At 65.6% G+C, this 19,241-nt stretch carries 19 protein-coding genes and 5 pseudogenes; 9 read left to right on the top strand and 15 right to left on the bottom strand.

Annotated elements, in window-relative coordinates:
- Positions 1 to 257 precede the first annotated feature (257 nt).
- Both ACM6JT_RS09015 and ACM6JT_RS09010 read right to left on the bottom strand, forming a co-directional pair.
- Positions 258 to 2,120, bottom strand: coding sequence for a phosphoenolpyruvate carboxykinase (GTP) (locus ACM6JT_RS09015; RefSeq protein ID WP_414856306.1), 1,863 nt, complete (start codon positions 2,118 to 2,120; stop codon positions 258 to 260).
- Positions 2,121 to 2,648: 528 nt separating this feature from the next.
- A pseudogene (locus ACM6JT_RS09010) lies at positions 2,649 to 2,909 on the bottom strand (SDR family oxidoreductase); the annotation flags it as partial.
- 205 nt (positions 2,910 to 3,114) lie between these two features.
- Here ACM6JT_RS09010 and ACM6JT_RS09005 point away from each other — a divergent pair.
- Positions 3,115 to 3,438 (top strand): annotated as a pseudogene (locus ACM6JT_RS09005) (hypothetical protein); the annotation flags it as partial.
- A gap of 148 nt (positions 3,439 to 3,586) precedes the next feature.
- On the opposite strand, the gene ACM6JT_RS09000 reads toward ACM6JT_RS09005, so the two are convergent.
- A complete protein-coding gene (locus tag ACM6JT_RS09000) occupies positions 3,587 to 3,985 on the bottom strand; it encodes a nuclear transport factor 2 family protein (RefSeq protein ID WP_034180925.1) in 399 nt (132 codons plus the stop codon).
- 81 nt (positions 3,986 to 4,066) lie between these two features.
- Here ACM6JT_RS09000 and ACM6JT_RS08995 point away from each other — a divergent pair, with 81 nt between their 5' ends.
- Positions 4,067 to 5,008, top strand: coding sequence for a LysR substrate-binding domain-containing protein (locus tag ACM6JT_RS08995; protein WP_414856305.1), 942 nt, complete (start codon positions 4,067 to 4,069; stop codon positions 5,006 to 5,008).
- 284 nt (positions 5,009 to 5,292) lie between these two features.
- Here ACM6JT_RS08995 and ACM6JT_RS08990 read toward each other — a convergent pair whose 3' ends face one another.
- On the bottom strand, positions 5,293 to 5,481 hold the full coding sequence (locus tag ACM6JT_RS08990; RefSeq protein ID WP_034180926.1) for a hypothetical protein: 189 nt from the start codon (positions 5,479 to 5,481) through the stop codon (positions 5,293 to 5,295).
- A gap of 246 nt (positions 5,482 to 5,727) precedes the next feature.
- On the opposite strand from ACM6JT_RS08990, the gene ACM6JT_RS08985 reads away from it, so the two are divergent.
- The 4 genes from ACM6JT_RS08985 to ACM6JT_RS08970 all read left to right on the top strand — a co-directional run bounded on the left by ACM6JT_RS08985 (position 5,728) and on the right by ACM6JT_RS08970 (position 8,324).
- Positions 5,728 to 6,243, top strand: coding sequence for a YbaK/prolyl-tRNA synthetase associated domain-containing protein (locus tag ACM6JT_RS08985; protein WP_175747783.1), 516 nt, complete (start codon positions 5,728 to 5,730; stop codon positions 6,241 to 6,243).
- Positions 6,244 to 6,293: 50 nt separating this feature from the next.
- On the top strand, positions 6,294 to 6,932 hold the full coding sequence (locus ACM6JT_RS08980; protein WP_034180166.1) for a transcriptional regulator: 639 nt from the start codon (positions 6,294 to 6,296) through the stop codon (positions 6,930 to 6,932).
- A 51-nt stretch (positions 6,933 to 6,983) separates the two neighbouring features.
- Positions 6,984 to 7,958, top strand: coding sequence for a threo-3-hydroxy-L-aspartate ammonia-lyase (locus tag ACM6JT_RS08975; RefSeq protein ID WP_105391926.1), 975 nt, complete (start codon positions 6,984 to 6,986; stop codon positions 7,956 to 7,958).
- Between the two features lie 117 nt (positions 7,959 to 8,075).
- Complete coding sequence (locus tag ACM6JT_RS08970; protein ID WP_414856304.1) at positions 8,076 to 8,324, top strand: hypothetical protein; 249 nt, start codon at positions 8,076 to 8,078, stop codon at positions 8,322 to 8,324.
- Between the two features lie 71 nt (positions 8,325 to 8,395).
- Here ACM6JT_RS08970 and ACM6JT_RS08965 read toward each other — a convergent pair whose 3' ends face one another.
- On the bottom strand, positions 8,396 to 9,028 hold the full coding sequence (locus ACM6JT_RS08965) for a LysE family translocator (protein WP_034180169.1): 633 nt from the start codon (positions 9,026 to 9,028) through the stop codon (positions 8,396 to 8,398).
- 115 nt (positions 9,029 to 9,143) lie between these two features.
- Between ACM6JT_RS08965 and ACM6JT_RS08960 the strand changes: the two genes are divergently transcribed.
- Together ACM6JT_RS08960 and ACM6JT_RS08955 are read left to right on the top strand one after the other, a co-directional pair.
- Positions 9,144 to 9,605, top strand: coding sequence for an Lrp/AsnC family transcriptional regulator (locus ACM6JT_RS08960; RefSeq protein WP_034180170.1), 462 nt, complete (start codon positions 9,144 to 9,146; stop codon positions 9,603 to 9,605).
- 370 nt (positions 9,606 to 9,975) lie between these two features.
- On the top strand, positions 9,976 to 10,638 hold the full coding sequence (locus tag ACM6JT_RS08955; RefSeq protein ID WP_034180171.1) for a DUF4410 domain-containing protein: 663 nt from the start codon (positions 9,976 to 9,978) through the stop codon (positions 10,636 to 10,638).
- 20 nt (positions 10,639 to 10,658) lie between these two features.
- Here ACM6JT_RS08955 and ACM6JT_RS08950 read toward each other — a convergent pair.
- The 7 genes and pseudogenes from ACM6JT_RS08950 to ACM6JT_RS08920 form a co-directional block, all read right to left on the bottom strand.
- A pseudogene (locus ACM6JT_RS08950) lies at positions 10,659 to 10,902 on the bottom strand (transposase); the annotation flags it as partial.
- Positions 10,903 to 10,911: 9 nt separating this feature from the next.
- The gene (locus ACM6JT_RS08945; RefSeq protein WP_414856303.1) at positions 10,912 to 12,276 is read right to left on the bottom strand and encodes a collagen-like triple helix repeat-containing protein; all 1,365 of its coding nucleotides are present in this window, start codon (positions 12,274 to 12,276) and stop codon (positions 10,912 to 10,914) included.
- Between the two features lie 374 nt (positions 12,277 to 12,650).
- The gene (locus tag ACM6JT_RS08940) at positions 12,651 to 13,442 is read right to left on the bottom strand and encodes a DUF2182 domain-containing protein (protein WP_414856302.1); all 792 of its coding nucleotides are present in this window, start codon (positions 13,440 to 13,442) and stop codon (positions 12,651 to 12,653) included.
- Positions 13,439 to 14,083 carry a DUF1326 domain-containing protein gene (locus ACM6JT_RS08935; protein WP_034180174.1) on the bottom strand — a complete coding sequence of 215 codons (645 nt, stop codon included), beginning with the start codon at positions 14,081 to 14,083 and terminating at the stop codon, positions 13,439 to 13,441. Before ACM6JT_RS08935 ends, ACM6JT_RS08940 begins: the two co-directional genes overlap by 4 nt.
- Positions 14,084 to 14,517: 434 nt before the next feature.
- Positions 14,518 to 14,766 (bottom strand): hypothetical protein, encoded by a 249-nt coding sequence (locus ACM6JT_RS08930; protein ID WP_034180175.1) that lies wholly within the window; start codon positions 14,764 to 14,766, stop codon positions 14,518 to 14,520.
- A gap of 77 nt (positions 14,767 to 14,843) precedes the next feature.
- Positions 14,844 to 15,134 (bottom strand): annotated as a pseudogene (locus tag ACM6JT_RS08925) (phenylacetic acid degradation protein PaaY); the annotation flags it as partial.
- 2 nt (positions 15,135 to 15,136) lie between these two features.
- Positions 15,137 to 15,322, bottom strand: a pseudogene (locus ACM6JT_RS08920) (FAD-binding protein); the annotation flags it as partial.
- A 185-nt stretch (positions 15,323 to 15,507) separates the two neighbouring features.
- On the opposite strand from ACM6JT_RS08920, the gene ACM6JT_RS08915 reads away from it, so the two are divergent.
- On the top strand, positions 15,508 to 16,896 hold the full coding sequence (locus tag ACM6JT_RS08915) for an MFS transporter (protein WP_414856301.1): 1,389 nt from the start codon (positions 15,508 to 15,510) through the stop codon (positions 16,894 to 16,896).
- Between the two features lie 66 nt (positions 16,897 to 16,962).
- Here ACM6JT_RS08915 and ACM6JT_RS08910 read toward each other — a convergent pair whose 3' ends face one another.
- The 3 genes from ACM6JT_RS08910 to infA all read right to left on the bottom strand — a co-directional run bounded on the left by ACM6JT_RS08910 (position 16,963) and on the right by infA (position 19,121).
- Positions 16,963 to 17,211, bottom strand: coding sequence for a hypothetical protein (locus ACM6JT_RS08910; RefSeq protein WP_105391932.1), 249 nt, complete (start codon positions 17,209 to 17,211; stop codon positions 16,963 to 16,965).
- Complete coding sequence (locus tag ACM6JT_RS08905; protein ID WP_034180177.1) at positions 17,208 to 18,455, bottom strand: alkaline phosphatase family protein; 1,248 nt, start codon at positions 18,453 to 18,455, stop codon at positions 17,208 to 17,210. The genes ACM6JT_RS08910 and ACM6JT_RS08905 overlap by 4 nt, the downstream gene beginning before the upstream one ends.
- Positions 18,456 to 18,857: 402 nt before the next feature.
- Positions 18,858 to 19,121, bottom strand: a complete 264-nt coding sequence (gene infA, locus ACM6JT_RS08900; protein WP_034180178.1) for a translation initiation factor IF-1 — start codon at positions 19,119 to 19,121, stop codon at positions 18,858 to 18,860.
- Positions 19,122 to 19,241 lie beyond the last annotated feature (120 nt).

The following is a 19,241-nucleotide window of genomic DNA, read 5'->3' as shown; positions in this document are numbered from 1 at the left end:
CCGCTTGAAACGACGACGCCCCGGGCAATGCGATCGATTGCCCGGGGCGTCGTTCATTTCAGGCGACGCTACGCGGCGCTGCGTAATGCGTCGCGCGCCGTGTGCGCGGCGCATGTCCGTCGTGGACAGGCCCGCCGCGTCGCATTTCGCGAGATGCGGATGGAGAAACGGCATCGATGCAAAAACGTCCCGCCGCCGGCGATGGAAGCCGGCGGCGGGACGTCAAGGTCGATGCATCGATGGGCCGATGCGGATCGTCAGCCGCCGAGGCGCTGTTCGATTTTCTTCATCGTGTCGGTCATTTCAGCCGGCAAGCGCAGCTTCAGCATGTCGAACAGCGCCGCGTGCAGTTTCAGCTCCTCGCGCCATTCGTCGGCGTTCATCGACGTCACCGCGGCGAACTGCTCGCGCGTGAAATCGAGCCCGTCCCAGTGCAGGTCTTCATAAGCGGGCGACACGCCGAACGCATGTTCGCCGCCGCCGGTGCCTTCGAGACGGTCGAGCATCCACTTCAGCACGCGCATGTTCTCGCCGAAGCCAGGCCATACGAACTTGCCGTTCGCGTCCTTGCGGAACCAGTTCACGCAGTAGATCTTCGGCAACGTGGCGCCCGCGCCTTCGAGCTGCTTGCCGAGCTTCAGCCAGTGCGCGAAATAATCGCTGACGTTATAGCCGCAGAACGGCAGCATCGCGAACGGGTCGCGGCGCACGATGCCCTGCTGGCCGACTGCCGCGGCGGTCGTCTCCGAGCCCATCGTCGCGGCCATATACACGCCTTCGACCCAGTCGCGCGCCTCGGTCACGAGCGGTACCGTCGTCGAGCGGCGGCCGCCGAAGATGAACGCGTCGATCGGCACGCCGGCCGGGTTCTCCCAGTCCGCGTCGATCGACGGGCACTGCGCGGCCGGCGCCGTAAAGCGCGAATTCGGATGCGCGGCCTTGCGGCCCGTTTCCTTGCCGATTTCGGGCGTCCACGGGTTGCCCTGCCAGTCGGTCAGCTTCGCGGGCGGCGTGTCGGTCAGCCCTTCCCACCACACGTCGCCGTCTTCCGTCAGCGCGACGTTCGTGAAGATCACGTTTTCCTTCAGCGTCGAGATCGCGTTCGGGTTGGTCTTCACGCCGGTGCCCGGCGCGACGCCGAAGAAGCCGGCTTCCGGGTTGATCGCATACAGGCGGCCGTCACGGCCCGGTTTCAGCCACGCGATGTCGTCGCCGATCGTCGTGACCTTCCAGCCGTCGAAGCCCTGCGGCGGGATCAGCATCGCGAAGTTGGTCTTGCCGCACGCGGACGGGAACGCGGCCGCGACGTGATACTTCTTGCCGGCCGGCGACGTCACGCCGAGGATCAGCATGTGCTCGGCGAGCCAGCCCTGGTCGCGGCCCATCGTCGACGCGATGCGCAGTGCGAAGCACTTCTTGCCGAGCAGCGCGTTGCCGCCGTAGCCCGAACCGAAGCTCCAGATCTCGCGCGTCTCGGGGAAATGCACGATGTACTTGGCCGGGTTGCACGGCCACCGCACGTCTTGCTCACCCGCTTCGAGCGGATGGCCGACGCTGTGCACGCACGGCACGAACTCGCCGTCCTCGCCCAGCACGTCGTACACGTCGCGGCCCATGCGCGTCATGATCCGCATGTTCACCACGACGTACGGGCTGTCGGACAGTTCGACGCCGACGTGCGCGATCGGCGAGCCGAGCGGGCCCATCGAAAACGGCACCACGTACAGCGTGCGGCCGCGCATCGAGCCGCGGAACAGCTCGTCGAGCGTCTCGCGCATTTCGGCGGGCGCGACCCAGTTGTTGGTCGGGCCGACGTCGTCGCGCGATTCCGCGCAGATGAACGTGCGGTCTTCGACACGTGCAACGTCGGACGGATCGGATTGCGCGAGATACGAGTTCGGGCGCTTCGCCGGGTTCAGGCGCGTAAGCGTGCCCTGGTCGACCATCGCCTGGCACAGCGCGTCGTATTCCTCCTGCGAACCGTCACACCACACGACGCGATCGGGCTCCGTGAGCGCCGCGATGCGCGACACCCAGTCGATCAGCTTGCGATGTTTGACGAAAGCCGGCGGAGCGATCAGCGGGCCGTGCGTTGCTTCGGCCAGATTGTTTTGCGACATGGGGATGTCTCCAGATTATTGGACGGGAATGGGGGATGCGGGGTGAACCCGCCAAGATGGGAAATGCGATCGGAATGCAGGACGCAGCAACGCGCAACGCGGGGCACGCGAGCTGTGCGCGTGTCGATGCCGCGATGCGGGCGAGAGGATGTGATGTCTCGTTAGAAGATGCGAACGCGAGTTTCGCCATGCCAGCAACCTGCCTTACAACTTCCATGCCGGCCAGCATACCATCGCCGTTATCGAGCGGGCGTTGCGTTGCAACAAGAAACAACTGTCACGACGTCCAGGCACATGTGTTGCAGGAAAGTCATTTCGACTGCGTCGACGCGATCGCTGCCGGGGACGAAACGCGGGGAACGTCCGTCGGACAAGCGTTTGGCGAAAGCGGCAAGTTCGGCCCGCCGGTTGCGCGGATGAAAATTGCACATGCGCACCCGGCGAATTCTCGTTTTCGCTACTCAGGCAAACCCTGAATTAGGTTGCGTACACAAACATCGTGCTCCAACGCGTGATGTACGCCACTGCTCAAAACGGCGCCCCCGGCAATCCGGGGTAATACGCGCCCGCCGCCATCCCGCCGTCGACGGCCAGTTCGGCACCGTTGCAATACGACGCTTCGTCGCTCGCGAGGAGCAGCGTCGCGCGTGCGATCTCGTCGGGCAGGCCGACGCGCTGCAGCGGCACGTTCGCATAGTGGTTGTTGATCTCCTCGAGCGGCGCGCCGGCCGGGTTCGACATCGCGGTGTTCGCGCCGCCCGGATGAATCGAATTCACGCGCACGCCCTGCGGGTCCTTGCGGTCGCAGCACGTGAAATAGCGCGCCTTCAGCCGGCGGATCGCATCGGCATCCTCCAGCCTGCGCACGCGCGTTTCCAGCGATTCGACGAGGGTCATCCCGTCTCCTTGTGCCGGCGCGGATCGGACGCCGCGTCGATGCCGCATTACTGCCGCGCGACGCACCGGCTGCGCCCGATCTGTGGAGCCAAACGGTGCGCGCGCAGCTCGCCGACAAGCCGGCTTCTCGCAGCTCGCACTCCTGAAGCGGCCGCCGCGCCTCACGCACGAGGCTTTGCTCGATGTGTAGCACGACCATCACACGCTCGTCGCGATCGATACGCAGGACAACTTCCTTTAAATGCAGAACGTCGTCGTGCGTGCGCTCACGCATGCGGCGCCCGGTTGCAACGCGATCGTCGAGGAATGCTTCCCGGCTGCGGCGATGACCGATCCGCATGCGTTCTTCGATGCGGTCGGCGAAGGCGAAAAGTTTCAGCGCAACGTGGCCGAGATGATGGATAGCCGTGGACGCTCCATCCCGCCTCATCCCAAAACGCTTGCCCCCAGCCGGACATCCGCTGCGAATGTCCGACGTCACGCGGACAAGCTCCCCGCAGACGCCAGCCCTCGATATCGAGCGACATTCGTCGCAGGATGCCGACCGTTACAGCCCCCCATCGCCTCGGCTACGCGTACTTGTCCCCGACCGTACTGCGAATCGGATGCGTGTCGTAGACGATGATCATCCGTTCGATGAGCCCCGCGACGTCGAACTCGAACACGTCGACGCACTCGAAGCGCACCGAGGAACCGTCTTTCAGGCCCCAGTCGTAGATGAAATAACCCGTCGCGCGTCGAGCCCCGGTCGCACTGACGCAGATATCGATTGGTGTAATCTTGCTCTCTCCCGATGCGGCAGCGACCTTCGAAAAGAACGGCTCAGCGTGCATCCAGCCGAGAAACGGCGAGAAAATCAGGGCCTCCGGCGCGAACAACGCACAGATGGCGCCAACATCACCTCGCTCCAGTTCCCGGAGGTAGGCGCGAACCCGTTGCGGGTATGGTGATTCCGGCGTTGAGTTCAAAATTTTCCTCCGATCGTTCGTTGATAACCCGTCCATTCGCAAGAATGGGGCATGCGGTAGACGCACGATAGCGACGCACCGATGACTGAACAATCGAAAAATTCGCAATCCGGGTATGCAGTGCATGCATATCCGCTGGCTGACCTTACGCGCCCCCTGCCGCCGTTGACAGCGTTTCAGTCATTCGTGGCAGCGGCGCAGCTCGGCAGCGTCAGCAAGGCCGCGGACCATCTATGCCGAACGCAAGGCGCAGTGAGCCGCCAGATCCAGCAGCTGGAAGCGCATTATCGGTGCGCACTCTTTGTGCGTCACGCGTCGGGGCTGACGTTGACGGCAGAAGGAAGCGCGCTGCTGACTGTCACGGTGAACGTTCTCACGCAATTGGTTCGGCATGCCGACATCCATGCAGGGACGACCTCGGTACTCACGTTGAGGTTACCGTCCACGTTTGCAATTCGCTGGTTGCTCCCACGGCTGCCTGACATCAATCGCGCGCTGGGCGATACGGAGCTCCGCATCTCGACATCGGCGCACGATACCCCGGATTTCACTGCGACCGACGTCGATGCCATCGTCGTGCGAGGCACGGGGCAGTGGGCCGGTATGGAAGCGATTCCGTTATTCGAGGAGACGCTCACGCCGATGTGCGCGCCCATATTGGCAACATCGCTGCAATCCGTAGCCGACCTTGCGCACGCCAATTTGCTCCATCCCGGCCCCAGTCATGCAGAGTGGCGATGCTGGCTCGATCATGTTGGCTCACCCCGGATCGATGCAGGACGTGGACTCGTATTCGATACCCTCGAATTGACGCTCGCAGCGTCGATGGAAGGACACGGAATTGCAATAGGCGATCCGCGGATGGCAAGAGACCGACTTCGGGAGGGATCTCTGGTGACGCCGTTTCGGGACGTGGTTCGAAACGGCCTTTCCTACTTCCTCGTCTATCCGCCCCAACGGGCGGCACAACCGAAAATTCGTGCCCTCGCCGACATCCTGCTACGTCTTGCGCGAGAAGACTGACCGATAGACGAAAGTCTCGTGGCCGAGCCGACATTCACATGTCCCACCCGAATCACGTGCGAAGGACGGGTTTTGGCCGAACCGGAACGACGCCGCACCGTGCTCGCGAGGCCGCGGCGCCCGCACTGCGGCGGTATTCGGTTGGCCGCATCGTGCGAATCTCGATGCGCAATGTAGCCTGTTCGCAGATGATTTGGGACGCAGCCAACCGGTCACCATATCGCATGGTGCGAGCAAAATTGCTGGCACCCGCCGTCACCGAGCGCCCGGCAACGAACTCCGCGTCAGCGGACGGTGATGTCGACGGTCACGATTTCGTATCCGGGGTCGGCGTTCTCGTTCGCCGCTTTTTTCGCTTCCTCATACGACAGAAAGGACATGGCGTCTTCAATCACCGGTGCCATGCCGATGTCGCCATCCTCACCGGTGCAGAGGAACTGCTCACCGGTCTTCACGACATAGATGGTCGTCATGGTCGTCATGCCTCCCTCCATGGTTTGCATGGGGAACTTCCAGTCTAGCTTCCATGATTCCGTATGCAACCCCGGCAGTCGAATTGATCTGCCATCAAGATTCGTCATCCTCCGTGACCGCAGTTACGCCAAAGGTCATCCGGCGTGCGTCAAAGGACCAGCTCAACGATAGACGCTTGCTTTCATGACAAAACGTCTATAATTGGACAATCCATCGACAAGCCCGCCCGGAACGACATGAGCGACATGAACGACTACCCCGTTTTCGACACGCTTTGCGACCTGCTGACCACGTCCGGCGCCCGTTTCCGCGTGCTGGAACACCCGGCGGAAGGTAAATCCGACATCATCGCCGCGATCCGCGGCACGCGCCCGGAACAGGGCGCAAAAGCGATGCTGTGCACGTTCAAGGACGGCGGCGACACGACCGCGCTCGCCGTGATCCCCGGCCACCTGAAAATCGATTTCCGCAAGGTCGCCGATGCCGTCGGCCGCCGCAAGGCGACGCTCGCGTCACCCGATGTCGCGGCCGCCGTTACCCGCTGCGTGATGGGCGCCGTGCCGCCGTTCGTGTTCGACGGCAACGTGACGCTCGTCGTCGATCCCGCGCTGGTCGAACGCAACGACGAGATCGCGTTCAACGCGGGCCGCCTCGATCGCTCGGTCGTGCTCGATGCGGCCGACTACGTGCGGATCGCGCGCCCGCTGCTGGCCGACATCACGCGACCAGAAACGACAACCGACCAGGAACACGCCGGTTGACCGTTTCCCGAAACCGTCGCATCGATCCGAAACCTGAACGCGAGCCCACCATGACCACCACCCGGAACAAAGCGCAGTCGGAGCAGGCATCGCTGATCGAACAGGTGCAGCGCATCGCCGAAGGGCTCGGCGAGATGTTCGCGCCGTTCACCGAGGTCGTGGTCCACGACCTGCGCACGCCGAAGCACGCGATCCTCGCGATCCACAACAACCTGTCCGGACGCGCGGTCGGCGACCCCGCGACCGAGCTCGGCCTCGCCCGCATCGAGGACGACGATTTCCCGCAGGTGCTCGCGAACTACCCGAACCGCTTCGCCGACGGCCGCACCGCGAAAAGCACGTCGATCGGCATCAAGGATTCGACCGGGCGCTACGTGGCCGCGCTGTGCCTGAACGCCGACGTCACGCTGTTCCGAGGCTTCCAGGGCATGCTGAACCAGTTCTGCAGCACGGACGGCGAGACCGTCGCCGAAACGCTCGACCCGGCCGGCGCGGACGCGATCCGGCAACGCATCGACGCGTTCGCGACGCGCCTCGCGACGACGCCGCGCGAACTGAAGACCGACCAGCGTCGCGAGCTGATGCACACGCTGAAGGCCGACGGCTTTCTCGAGGTGCGCCGCGCGATGGAGATCGTGTCGCAGCACCTCGGCGTATCGCGCGCGACCGTGTACAACGATGCGAAATGAGGCAAGCGCGCTGCTTTCATGTTGATTAAATTTTCCGACCCTCGAACGACCATGAACTCTCCGACTCTCCCCACGTACGACGACGTTGCCGCCGCCGCGGCCCGGCTCGAAGGCCATGCGCACCGCACGCCGGTGATGACGTCGCGGACGATCGACGAGGCGCTCGGCGCGCAGGTGTTCTTCAAGTGCGAGAACCTGCAGCGCATGGGCGCATTCAAGTTCCGCGGCGCGTTCAACGCGCTGTCGCGCTTCGACGCCGAGCAGCGCCGCAACGGCGTCGTCGCATTCTCGTCCGGCAACCATGCGCAGGCGATCGCGCTGTCGGCGCGCATCCTCGGCATCCCGGCGACGATCGTGATGCCGCAGGATGCGCCAGCCGCGAAGATGGCCGCGACGCGCGGCTATGGCGGCAACGTCGTGACCTACGACCGCTACACCGAGGATCGCGAGCAGATCGGGCGCGACCTTGCGGAGAAGCACGGGCTCACGCTGGTCCCGCCCTACGACCATCCGGACGTGATCGCCGGCCAGGGCACGGCGGCGAAGGAACTGTTCGACGAAGTCGGGCCGCTCGACGCGGTATTCACGCCGCTCGGCGGCGGCGGGCTGCTGTCGGGCACCGCGCTGGCCACGCGTGCGCTGTCGCCGCACGCGACGTTGTACGGCGTCGAGCCGGAAGCCGGTAACGACGGCCAGCAATCGTTCCGGTCGGGCGCGATCGTGCATATCGACACGCCGCGCACGATCGCCGACGGCGCGCAGACGCAGCACCTCGGCAACCTGACGTTCCCGATCATCCGCCGCGACGTCGACGACATCCTGACCGCGACGGACGCCGAACTCGTCGACTGCATGCGCTTCTTCGCGACGCGTATGAAGATTGTCGTCGAGCCGACCGGCTGCCTGTCGTTCGCCGCCGTGCGACGAATGAAGGACCAGTTGCAAGGCAAGCGTGTCGGCGTGGTGATCAGCGGCGGCAACGTCGATCTCGAGAACTTCTGCGCGCTGGTATCGACATCGGCATGAACGTCGCGGCGCGCATGAACATCCTGTCATCTGCGCGCCGCCGCTCCTTCACGTCGCGTTAAGTTTCGCGCCCTAGACTGATTACGTTGTCCTGAAGTCAGTCGTGAAGGAGCCACCATGAACACGCACGCGATCGTCGCCGCCGCCCTGGCGGCCGTTTCCCTTTCGGCGTTCGCTCAACCGGGCGTTACGTCAGCCGGTTTTCCCGCCGCATCGACGCACGAAGCAGTCGCGCAGGCGCCCCATCGTGCGCCCGGCGCGCTGCCGGCCGCCGGCTTCGTGCTCGCGAAGATCGATCAGAACAATACGCCGCCCGACCGCGGCGGCGACCCGAGCGGCCGCACGCACGCCGGCACCCGCATGTAACGGCGCGTGCCGGCCGGCGCTGCCGCGCGCGGTCGTCATTGTCGGAACGACGGCAGCGACGGATCGCTCACCTAGATGACGCCGCGCACGCCCGCGACCAACTGGATCGCGCCGAATGCCGCGACGACGACGGCCGACACGCGCGACAGCCCGTGCATGAACGCGAACGACATCTTCGTGCGCAGCGCGGCGGTCGCGCCGCTCAGGCACAGCCACCACGTTGCGGAACCGATGAACACGCCGGCGACCATCAGCGACACGGCCGGCCACATCGCACCTTCCCGCGCGCCCGACAACGGGCCGAGCGCCGCGAAAATCCCGACGAACGACAGGATCGTCATCGGGTTCGACAGCGTGAGGCCGAACGTCGTCAGGAAATCGCGCAGGACAGTCGTGCGCGGCAGGTCGCGTTGCTGCGTCGACGCGGCCGGCGCCTGGCGCGCGATGGTCCACGCCAGCCACACGAGGAACGCGCCGCCGCCGATCTTCAGGCCGACGGTCAGCATCGGGAATGCGGTGACGATGCCCGCGATGCCCAGCGCGCCGAGCAGGCCATAGATCGCGTCGGCGCACGCGGCGCCGACACCCGTCGCGAACCCCGCCTGAAAGCCGCGGCTCAGACTGCGCTGAATGCACAGCATGCCGATCGGGCCGACCGGCACCGCGATCGACAGCCCCATTACGACGGACTTGATGAACAGCATCGCCTGCTCCTTGCGACATGCAACGGGTTGAACAGGCATCGTAGGGAAAGTCCGGTCACCGCTGAATGCTGTTTTTAAGGAAAAATAGCCGTTCTGCCTTAAAAAAACCGCCGCGATGGACGATCTGGACTGGAAGATACTCGCGCTGTTGCAGGCCAACGGCCGCATCAGCTATACGGAGCTGGCCCGCCAGGTTCACCTGTCGGTGCCGGCGGTGACGGAACGCGTGAAGCGCCTTGAAACGGCCGGCGTCATCGAGGGCTACACGGCCCGGATCAACCCGGCCGCAGCCGGCTATCCGGTGAGTGCGCTGATCGGCATCACGGTGCCGCAGCCGGCGAAAGCGAAATTCCTCAAGTTGCTGGAGACGATTCCCGAAGTCGTCGAATGCCATCACGTGACGGGCGCCGACTCGTATGTCATGCGGTTCGTCGCCACCAGCATGACCCACCTCGAGCAACTGATCGAACGCATCAACCTGTACGGCGAAACGCGCACGTCGATCGTGATGTCGACGCCGCTGCCGGCGCGCGGGCTGGCGCGGCCGCCGTCGAAGTTCGATGACGGCCGCAAGTAGCTGGCCGCGTTTTAATGGCCGGCCGGAAGATCCCGGCCGGAACCTTGGGCGGCCGATGACGGTCGGCCGACCAAGAGACGGGTAGCAATGGTCGACAACTCAGCCGATGGCGTCTGGATAGGGCTCAACTTGTCGTCATCAAGACGGGCGAGCGCTGCGAATCGTTGCAGCTCTGCGTTTGAAATAAGAGGGAAAAGAATCCATCCCTCGGTTCCAAGCGCAGATATACCTAATGCTCAATCTTCAAAGTCGTTTACTCAAAACACTTATTGACCTGCTTTCGCAGGGTGTGGGTAATTGCAAGGTTGACGCCCCGTATTCACGCTCATAAGCTGGCCCTCGTTCCAATCTTGAAAAATGGGCGAAAACAATGAGAAAGCTCAATCAGGCAGTTTTTGCCGCGTTCATCATTTGGTTTGCGACGAGTTTCGCGCACGCGCAGCAGCCGGCCGCGAGCGGCTCGGACGTCGCACCTGCCACACCGGTCATGTACGTGCGGGCTTTCCAGGTCGTTCAAGAAAGCAACGGCTCGGGGCGCTTGCTGTCCCGTTCGCGCGCGATCACGCACGGGAGGTCGGCTAGCCAGAATGCAGGTGCGTTGGCGAAGGCCATCGTCCAGCAGCTAAGCAACGCGGGCGTCACCGCGCGTTATCTCGCACCCGGCGAACCATTGCCGATGCACGCATCGGGCTGGCTGATCGGCGGCGTTTTCTATTCACGCGTCCCGAGCGGCCGCATTCAGTCGCTGCTGCAAGGCGGCTCGGACGACGGCAACCCGAACACGGAAGTCTCAGTGACGATCGCCGACGCGGCTGGGGACTCCAACGTGCCGTTTGCGATCATCGGCGTGAAGGATGCGATCAAGGCGCAGGGCACGGTGGCGAGCTGGAATCCGTACATCGTTGCGGCAAAGTTCGTCGTCAAGAAAGTCGAGGGGACGATCGCGGTCGATTCATTGGCGAAGGAAATCGCCAATCAGATCATCGAGCACCTGGAGGCGCTGCAGCAGCATGCGGCGGCACGGCCGCATTAAGGTGAGGCCAAGAGGCGGTTTCATAACGATCGCCGTGAGGTGTTCCAGCAGATCATGCGGCAGCCGGGTTTAAGAAGCGCTTCGTGGATGTCGGCACGTCGCTCGGAACGAATGCGAGGATGCCGGAAATGATGCAAACCAAGCGTGCGTGCGTTCAACGACCCAACGGACCTTCCCGGGACCGCTGCCGTCAGGTTCTCCGCGTCGGGCGATGCTGAAGCCGTCTCCAACGCCATTTGGCCGGTTGCCTCTGTGACGTTCGGCGCCGATCGGTTATTTGCCGACCGCGCCGCCGAGCAGGCCGCCCACCAGCGACGTCACCGGCGCGAGCGGATTGCCGCTACCGCCCAACGGCGTGGTGCCACCCGTGCCGGTCGCGGAACCGTCGTGCACGGGCGCCGGCATGCCGCCGACCACACTCGTCACCAGGCCGGCGATCGGCACCGCGCCATTCGCGCCGCTCGGATTCACGAGCCCGCCCGCATTGGTCACCGTATTGCCGACGGCACGGACGAGGTCACCGACACCGCTGACGACCGGCTGCGGCGACGTAGACGTCACCTTCCATCCGGCGGACGTGATTGCGCTGCCGACCTGCCCGAGCAGGCCGGCGACCGGCTGGCCGAGGCCGGTTGCCGTGCCGACCTGTTGCGTGAGTTGGCCTGCTGTCGTCACGAGCGGGGTGATCGCCGTGCTGAGCGCCTGCGTCGCCTGCTGGACCGGGCCCGACGACAGGGCCGAGCCGAGCATGGTGCCGCCCGACTTCAGACCGCCGGCCACCGTGTCGAGCAAGCCGCCGACCGGCGTCGTGATCGGCGCCAGCGGCGACAGCGGACCGGAGCCGAGCGCCTTCACCGTCTCGCCGAGACCGCTAACCGGATTGCTGGTCGAGCCGACGATGGTGCCGAGGCCGGCGACCGTCGTGCCGACCGGGTTCGGCGTGAAGCCGATCTGGCCAATGCCGTTGCTCACGGCGTTCGACGTATCGCGGACGATCGTGCCGACGCCGGTGACCGTGTCGGCCGGCCCGGCGGTCACGCCCTTGCTGACGCCGCCGGGCAGGCTCGCGCCGCCTATCGTGACGCCCACGTCCGTGACAACGGAGCCGACCGAGCTGACGATGCCGTTGGTGCTGGGCGTGCCGCTGGTTCCGCTGGTGCCTCCGATTCCGCTGGTGCCGCTGCTAGTCCCGCTAGTCCCGCTAGTCCCGCTAGTCCCGCTAGTCCCGCTGGTTCCGCTGGTTCCGCTGGTTCCGCTGGTTCCGCTGGTTCCGCTGGTTCCGCTGGTTCCGCTGGTTCCGCTTGTGCCACTAGTCCCGCTCGTGCCACTGCTCCCGCTCGTGCCGCTGCTCCCGCTCGTGCCGCTGCTCCCGCTCGTGCCGCTGCTCCCGCTCGTGCCGCTGCTCCCGCTCGTGCCGCTGCTCCCGCTCGCGCCACTGGTCCCGCTCGTGCCACTGCTCCCGCTCGTGCCGCTGCTCCCGCTCGTGCCACTGGTCCCGCTCGTGCCACTCGTACTCGTTCCGATGTTGTTACCGGCCAGTTTCGGCGCCGTAACGTCGCTGCCGCCGCACGCGGCCAGCGCACACGCCGCGGCAATGGCGGCGAGCGCAACGTTCGCCTTGATGAAATGATTTTGCATGGAAGTCCCCGTCAGCTATTCAGCGCGAACATTCCAGCAAGCATCTACCGTGCCATCTTCGTCGGCTTCGTTAACAATTTCTCAACCGCGCCGTGGCGGCTTTCCTGACGGCACTTTTCGGCACGACGCATCGCATGCGAGTCCAGCCCTGCGGTTCGATCCGCCCTCGCGTCCCCGCGACGCCGACGTAACACCGGCCCTGCGTTACGTAGCACGAGCGATGAAAAAACGGCCGCGACCGCACCTCGCTTGCCCCCGCCCCGGCACCTCGCGCAAGCCGCCGCTTCATCGAAAATCTCCCGTTACCCCGAAGACGTTTCCGCTGCGTGTGGAAGTCGCGCATCGCGAATGACTTGCGAACCCGGATGCCCCGTTCAAACGATCAACGTCACGCCGGCCCAGGCGATCAGCACGACGCCCAGCACGCGCCCGACAAGGTCTCCACCTGGCAGGATTTTTTCCGCGAACACGAACAGCGACAGCGCGGCAATCCAGACGACATTCATCACGCCGCCGACGAACAGCAGCGCCATCAGCAACCAGCAGCAGCCCACGCAATACATGCCGTGGTGCGCGCCGAGCAGGAAACTGCCGACGACGCCCGGACGCCAGTGCGCGACCAGAAAACCGGCCGGCGCGCGGCATTGCCGAAGGCACGCGCGTTTCAGCGGCGAGAATTGATAGAGCCCGGCCAGCGCGAGGACGACTGCGGAAAGAACAGCGCTCTTCGACCACAGCATCATTGCGGAGATCAGCCCGGCCGGCTGCAGCAGCACCTGAAGCAACGCCGCGCCGATCGAGAACGCGAGCCACGCGGCCAGATAACCGGCCAGCAGCGACACCGACATGAACGCGGCACCCGAGCCGTCCGCGCCGCGATGCCGCAGCACGCGCCGGTACAGCATCACGAGCGGCGCCGCGCTGGGCGTCATCATCGCGATCATCATCACCCACCACATCGCAATCACGGTCGGCAGCGACGGATCCATGCTGCCCATGCCGGCCGCCAGTCGATGCGGAAAGAGCGCGACCGTTGTCATCTCCAGCGCCGACATGCCGGTTCCCGCGCCCGTCCACAGATAGAACCAGCACGCGCCGACGAGCGCGGCCATGCCGAGCAGCGTGACGACGCGCTCGCGCCCGAGCCAGGTGTCGAACGGAGTCATGCCGCAACGCGATGCCGGATCAGCCCGTGGTTGTTCATGTGCAGCCGCGCGAACTGCGCGTAGGTTCCGTCGAGCGTCAACGCGATGTTGCCTTGCGAGCGCCCCGTGCCCGAACCGATCTCGGCAAGCTCGTATTCGAAGCCGTTCGGCAGGTCGATTCGCGCGCGATGCTCGGCGCCCGTCACCGGGTTGAGAATCGGGTCGCCCGCAACGTCGAACACGCCGTCGACATGAATCCGGCCGCGCCGCGCATCGACATCGACGTCGAAATCGATCTTCGTGAAGATCGGCTCGAACGCGTGCTCGAGCGTCGACGCATACACCGAGAACATCGTCGCAAACGGATCGGTATCCTGACCGGTCATGATCTTCAGCACCGCTTCGCGCTGTGCCGGGCTGGCGCGCTCGTCGACGATCGGCTGGCACTTGCCCTTGCCTTCGTGGACCGCCCCCGGCCACTGAAACACGACAGCGATCCTGACGCCGTCGAGCACCACGTCGCCGTAGTGACCGCTGTCGATCGAAATCGCGCCCATCGCTTCGCAATTGCCGTTGGTCGGCAACGCACTGAACTGGCAAGGACAACCGTATGAGCAATTGCAACTGATCAATTCGGTACCCTGAATTTCCCACGGAGTCATGACTCCACCTCGCGCTCGGTGACATATGAACGCTTCGAATCTAGTGCACGGCACTGGGGAAATCAAAGCCGGAATGGAAGGCCGGTTCGACGCGTGAAACCCGTGCGTTCCGGCCTCACGCGTGACGTTCCGAACGACTCGACGAAGGCGGTTCCGGCCACCGTCGTCGCACCCGGATCTCACACGAACAGCGACGCGACGATCGCACACCACGCGGCACTCGCGCCGCGCGGAAACACTCGCCGAGGATCGCCGTGATCTCTTCCGCCGACAGCAGCTCGCGAGTTCATTTCCGGTTCGATTGAATCAAGAGCGGAATCAAGAGCGGCTTCGCCGCCGGCCAGCGAATACGCGTAGTCACGGATTGACAGAGTCGATTCGATCGAGCGTCATGTTGCAGCCGATTCGTCGAACACGAACACGGGTGTCGCCCGTTAACCCGGCTTTCTCGCCGCCTCCGCGACGGCCACCCAGCCCATCACGGCGCCGGCGACCCAGCAGCACGTGACCAGCAGGTCGAGATCCATCCAGCCTTCGAAATTCGCGCTGTTTTCGAAACTGCAGCGATGATGGCCCCTGACCCATATGCAGCCGCTGATGAACTGCTGAATGTGCATGTAGACGTTGAAAACCGCAAAGGCGGAGGTAATGACGGCGACCCGCAGGCGTATGCTCGTTTTCATTGGCGCTGAAGGCGTGGGATGAACTCCTGCCGATCTTAAGCCAACGGCGACGTGTGACGCAATCGATCCGGTATCGGCCCGATCATCGGGTCCGGTTCGAGCGTCGCGTCATGCACGATCGCGCCATGGCCGACGTGGCCGTTGACGCCGAGCCGGCACGGCTCGCCGACCCTTCATGCAGCACGCAGCCGTCCTGCACGTTGCTGCCGTCCGCGACGACGATCGCGCCGAAGTCGCCGCAGGCTCGCATGCGGGCCGATGTAGCAGCGCGCGCCGATCGTCACGTCGCCGACCACGACCGCGCTCGGGTCGACATACGCGGACGGATCGACGCGCGGCCGCATCTCATTGAATTCGAATAGCGGCATCGTCAGAGCGCCGCGACCGCTTCCGGCACGAGCGTGAACAGGTCGCCGACGACACCGTAGTCGACCACGCTGAAGATCGGCGCTTCCGGATCCTTGTTGATCACGACGATCACCTTCGAATCCTTCATGCCGGTGAGATGCTGGATCGCGCCCGAGATGCCGACCGCGATGTACAACTGCGGCGCGGCAGGCATCCATCCGGAAGCGGTGCGAAACGGGGTGGAAGCCCCGTTTTCTTTTGACGGGAGGAAAGAGGCAAACGACCGCGATGCCGGGTACGCCGCTTGCGTGCCGGCTACCCTCGCCTGCTGACGCCACGCTGTCAGCAGGCGGCGCCTAAGCTCGATCGATCGACACCCGAGGAGCATCGCTCGTGACCCGCATCGAACAATTCGCCGAATACGCCAGCCGTGCCGGCAGACGGCGCGGCCTGACCCTGCTGCCCCTCTGCATCGCCGTGCTCGTCGCACAGGTCGACACGGCCGTCGTCAATCTCGCGACGCGCGCGATCGGCGACTATTTCCACGCGGGCGTCGATGCATTGCAATGGGTCGTCGACAGTTACAACCTCAGTTACGCGGTACTGCTGCTGACCGGCGGGCTACTCGCCGATGTCCACGGCCGGCGTCGCATTTTCATCGCCGGCACCGCGCTGTTTACGGTCGCGTCGCTGCTGTGCGCGCTCGCGCCGTCGGTGTCGGTGTTGATCGCCGCACGCGCGCTGGCCGGTGTCGGCGCGGCATTGTTGCTGCCCGCGTCGCTCGCGATCGTGCGTGTCGTGTGGCGCGATCCGGTCGAGCGCGGCCGCGCGCTCGGCATCTGGGCTGCGTGCAACGGCGCGGCAATGGCGATCGGCCCGACGCTCGGCGGCGTGCTGATCCGGCACTTCGGCTGGCGCAGCATCTTCTTCGTCGTCGTGCCGCTGAGCATCGCCGCGATGCTGCTCGCGATCCCGGCCGTGCCCGAGTCGTCCGACCCGCGCGGCCGGCATTTCGACGGCGGCGCGCAAGTTACGGGTGCGCTCGCGCTCGGCGCGCTCGCATATTCGGCGATCGTGTTCCGCGATTCGCCGGCCGCGTGCGCGCTCGCGAGCTGCGTCGCGATTGTGTCGTTCGTCGTATTCACCTCGATCGAACGGCGCCACGGCGCGGCCGCGCTTGTACCGCTCGACCTCTTCCGGATCGGCACGTTTCGCGGCGCGATCGCCGCAACCGCCGGCATGACGTTCGGGATGTACGGCGTGCTGTTCCTGCTGCCGCTGACCTGGCAAAGCATCGGCCGCCTCGACTCGATCGGCGCGGGCCTCGCGCTGCTGCCGATGGCGCTCGCGTTCGTTGTCGTGTCGCCGTGCTCCGGGCCGCTGTCCGAGCGCGTCGGCACGCGCACGACGACGGCCGGCGGCGTCGCGGTGATCGCGAGCGGGCTCGCTGCGATCGGCGTGTCCGCCGGTTCATCGAGCCTGCTCGGCGCTGAAATCGGGCTAGCGTTGACGGGACTCGGAATGGGGATCGCGACAGGGCCGTTGATGACCGTCGCCGTCGGCGCGGTCGAGGCCGCGCGCTCGGGCACCGCGAGTGCGCTCGTCAACGTCGCGCGGATGGCCGGCGCGACGCTCGGAATCGCGGTACTCGGCACGCTGTTCGCGGCCGCGCACGGCGGCGCGACCGGCTTGCGCGCGGCGATGTTTGCCGGCGCGGCCGTTCAGTTGACGGGTGCGGCGGTAGCGGCAGTCCGCGTGCAGCGCGCGCGCCAAGCGGCGTGACGCGTCGCGGCCTCTCTCACGCACGCACCGGCTTCACACCGCCCCACCCGTGCGCCGCCATACCCGTCAGCGATGCTTCCCGCCGTGCCGGCGCCGCCGGTGTTCCGCACGCGCCTGCAGCAGCGTCGGCATCAGTTCCTCGATGTATTGCCGCGCCTGCCCGCGCGTCACGATCTCGCTGAAGCGCAGATGGGCGTTGTCGTGACCGACCAGCGCCGCATGCGCTTTCTTCAGGATGTGCAGATAGGCGATCAGGCTCGTGCCGTCGCGCACGGGCAGCGCGTCACGCGGGTCCAGGGCCGGGGTCGTGCTCATGATCCAATCCTTTGCGGGCAGTCGGTGCGGCAGGTGGTCGTCACGAGCGCCAGCAGGTCGTTGGCGAGGCGGTCGCGATCGGTCAGCGGCGCGAGGCCGAACAGCCGCTCGAGCGTCGCGGCGACCGACGCATGATCGTACGGCGTGTGGTCGACCTTCCCGGCCGCGACCCACGGCGAAATCACGATCGCCGGCACGCGCACGCCATACACGTCGAAGCCGAAGCCGCTCGCATTCAGCGTCGCGGCCGCGCCGTCGTTCGGCGGCGGCGCGGCGCCCGGCCTGACCGAATCGTAGAAGCCGCCGTGCTCGTCGTAGACGATCACGAACAGGCTGCTGTTCCACACCGGCGAATTGCGGATCGCGTTGTACACGCGCGCGGCGAGCTGGTCGCCGCCGGCCAGCCCGTCCATCGGGTGTTGCGAGCTGCCGTTCCGGTAGGTGCCGTGCACGATGTCGCCGTAGCTCGGCTCGATGAACGTGTAGCGTGCCGTGTAGCCGGCCGCGAGATCGGCCTCGAAGTGCGCGAGATCGTCGACGTCGACGAAGCTGATGCCCTTCAGCGACGCGACCTGCGGCACGTGGCCGAGCGGGTCGCCCGACTGATCCTGGTAGATGCGCCAGTTGTCGTCGCCGAGCGCGCCGAAGATCGAACCCTTCGGATAGCGGAAGCCGTCGAACGCCTCCCACCCGCCCATTTCCTCCCTGGTCGGCGAATGGTCGAGCCCGGCCGACGACGCGCCGTGCAGGAAGAAGCGGTTCGGCCAGGTCGGCCCCGGCATCGACGCATGCCACGCGTCGCACAGCACGAACGCATTCGCGAGTGCGTACAGCGACGGCGCGTGCGTCCGCACGTCGGCGCCCTGCATGATCTTGCCCGCGTCGGCCGGCTGAGGCGGCGTGCCTTCGGAATGCGACGTCGCGTAGTTCGACACGAATCCCGAATTATTGACGCCCGGATAAGCCTGCCCTTTCACGAACGGCACGCCCGCGCCGCAGAGCTGTTCGAGCACGTCGGTGAATTCGTGGCACGGGTCGGTCGGCATCCGGTCGGGCGCGCCGCCGCCGAACGGATAGACGGCGCCGCCATACGCATTGCTGTCGCCCGGCGACGCGGCGACGATGTCGGCGATGCCCGACAGCGCGAACAGGTGATCGAACGAGCGGTTCTCGAGCATCAGCACGAACACGTGCTGGATGCGATCCTGAACCGGTGGGGATGCGGGAGCTGCGTCTGCACTCATGGCGCCTCCTGGCGTCGCGCGACGAATGTCCGGCTGGCACGGTCGTTGGCCCGCTGAAAGCGACTGAAGGGATTGAAAGCCACGCGCGGGCCGCGAATTGCCGACGAGTGTACGACCGTGCCGGCATCCGCGTAAAGCGACGCACTGTGCGTGCGCGGCGTGCGTGCTCAACCAGCTGCCGATGTGGCCGGCCGGCGCAATGCGCAGCGAATCAACGAGTACGGGGGAGAAACGACGATCCGAACCGGGCGGTTCGATCGGGATGCGACCTGGGCCGCCACGGCGTGACGACGCCGCCGGCGACCGACGAACGGCACGACCCGTGCCGTCCATCCGGTTCGTCCGGCCGCATGGCCGGACGGGAGTAGATCGGCGCGGTGCTGCGCGCGCGATCCTGGCCGCTTAGCGGCGCGGCCCGCTGTTGCGTTGCGGACGCGGGGAATTCGCGTCCTTGTGACGGAAGTTGATGCGGCCCTTGGTAAGGTCGTACATCGACAGTTCCAGCGTCACGCGGTCACCCGCGAGAATGCGGATGTGGTTCTTGCGCATGCGGCCCGACGCATATGCGCCCACCACCACGCCGTTTTCCAGCGTGACACGGTATTTGCTGTCCGGCAGCACTTCGTCGACGATTCCGTCCAGTTCCAGCAGTTCTTCTTTTGCCAAACCAATTCCTCCAGACAAGGTGATTGACCGCGGCCGCGGCGATCTGCCCGGCGCCGTTTCCCGCAACGGGACGACGGCCGGCAGGCTGCCGGGTATCGGTTCGTTCAGACGGGCCACGGG

Source organism: Burkholderia sp. IT-111MI5, assembly GCF_949752865.1.
Taxonomy (GTDB): domain Bacteria; phylum Pseudomonadota; class Gammaproteobacteria; order Burkholderiales; family Burkholderiaceae; genus Burkholderia; species Burkholderia pyrrocinia_C.
Note: the sequence above shows the minus strand (reverse complement) of the source record. Positions and strands in the feature narration are given on the sequence as shown.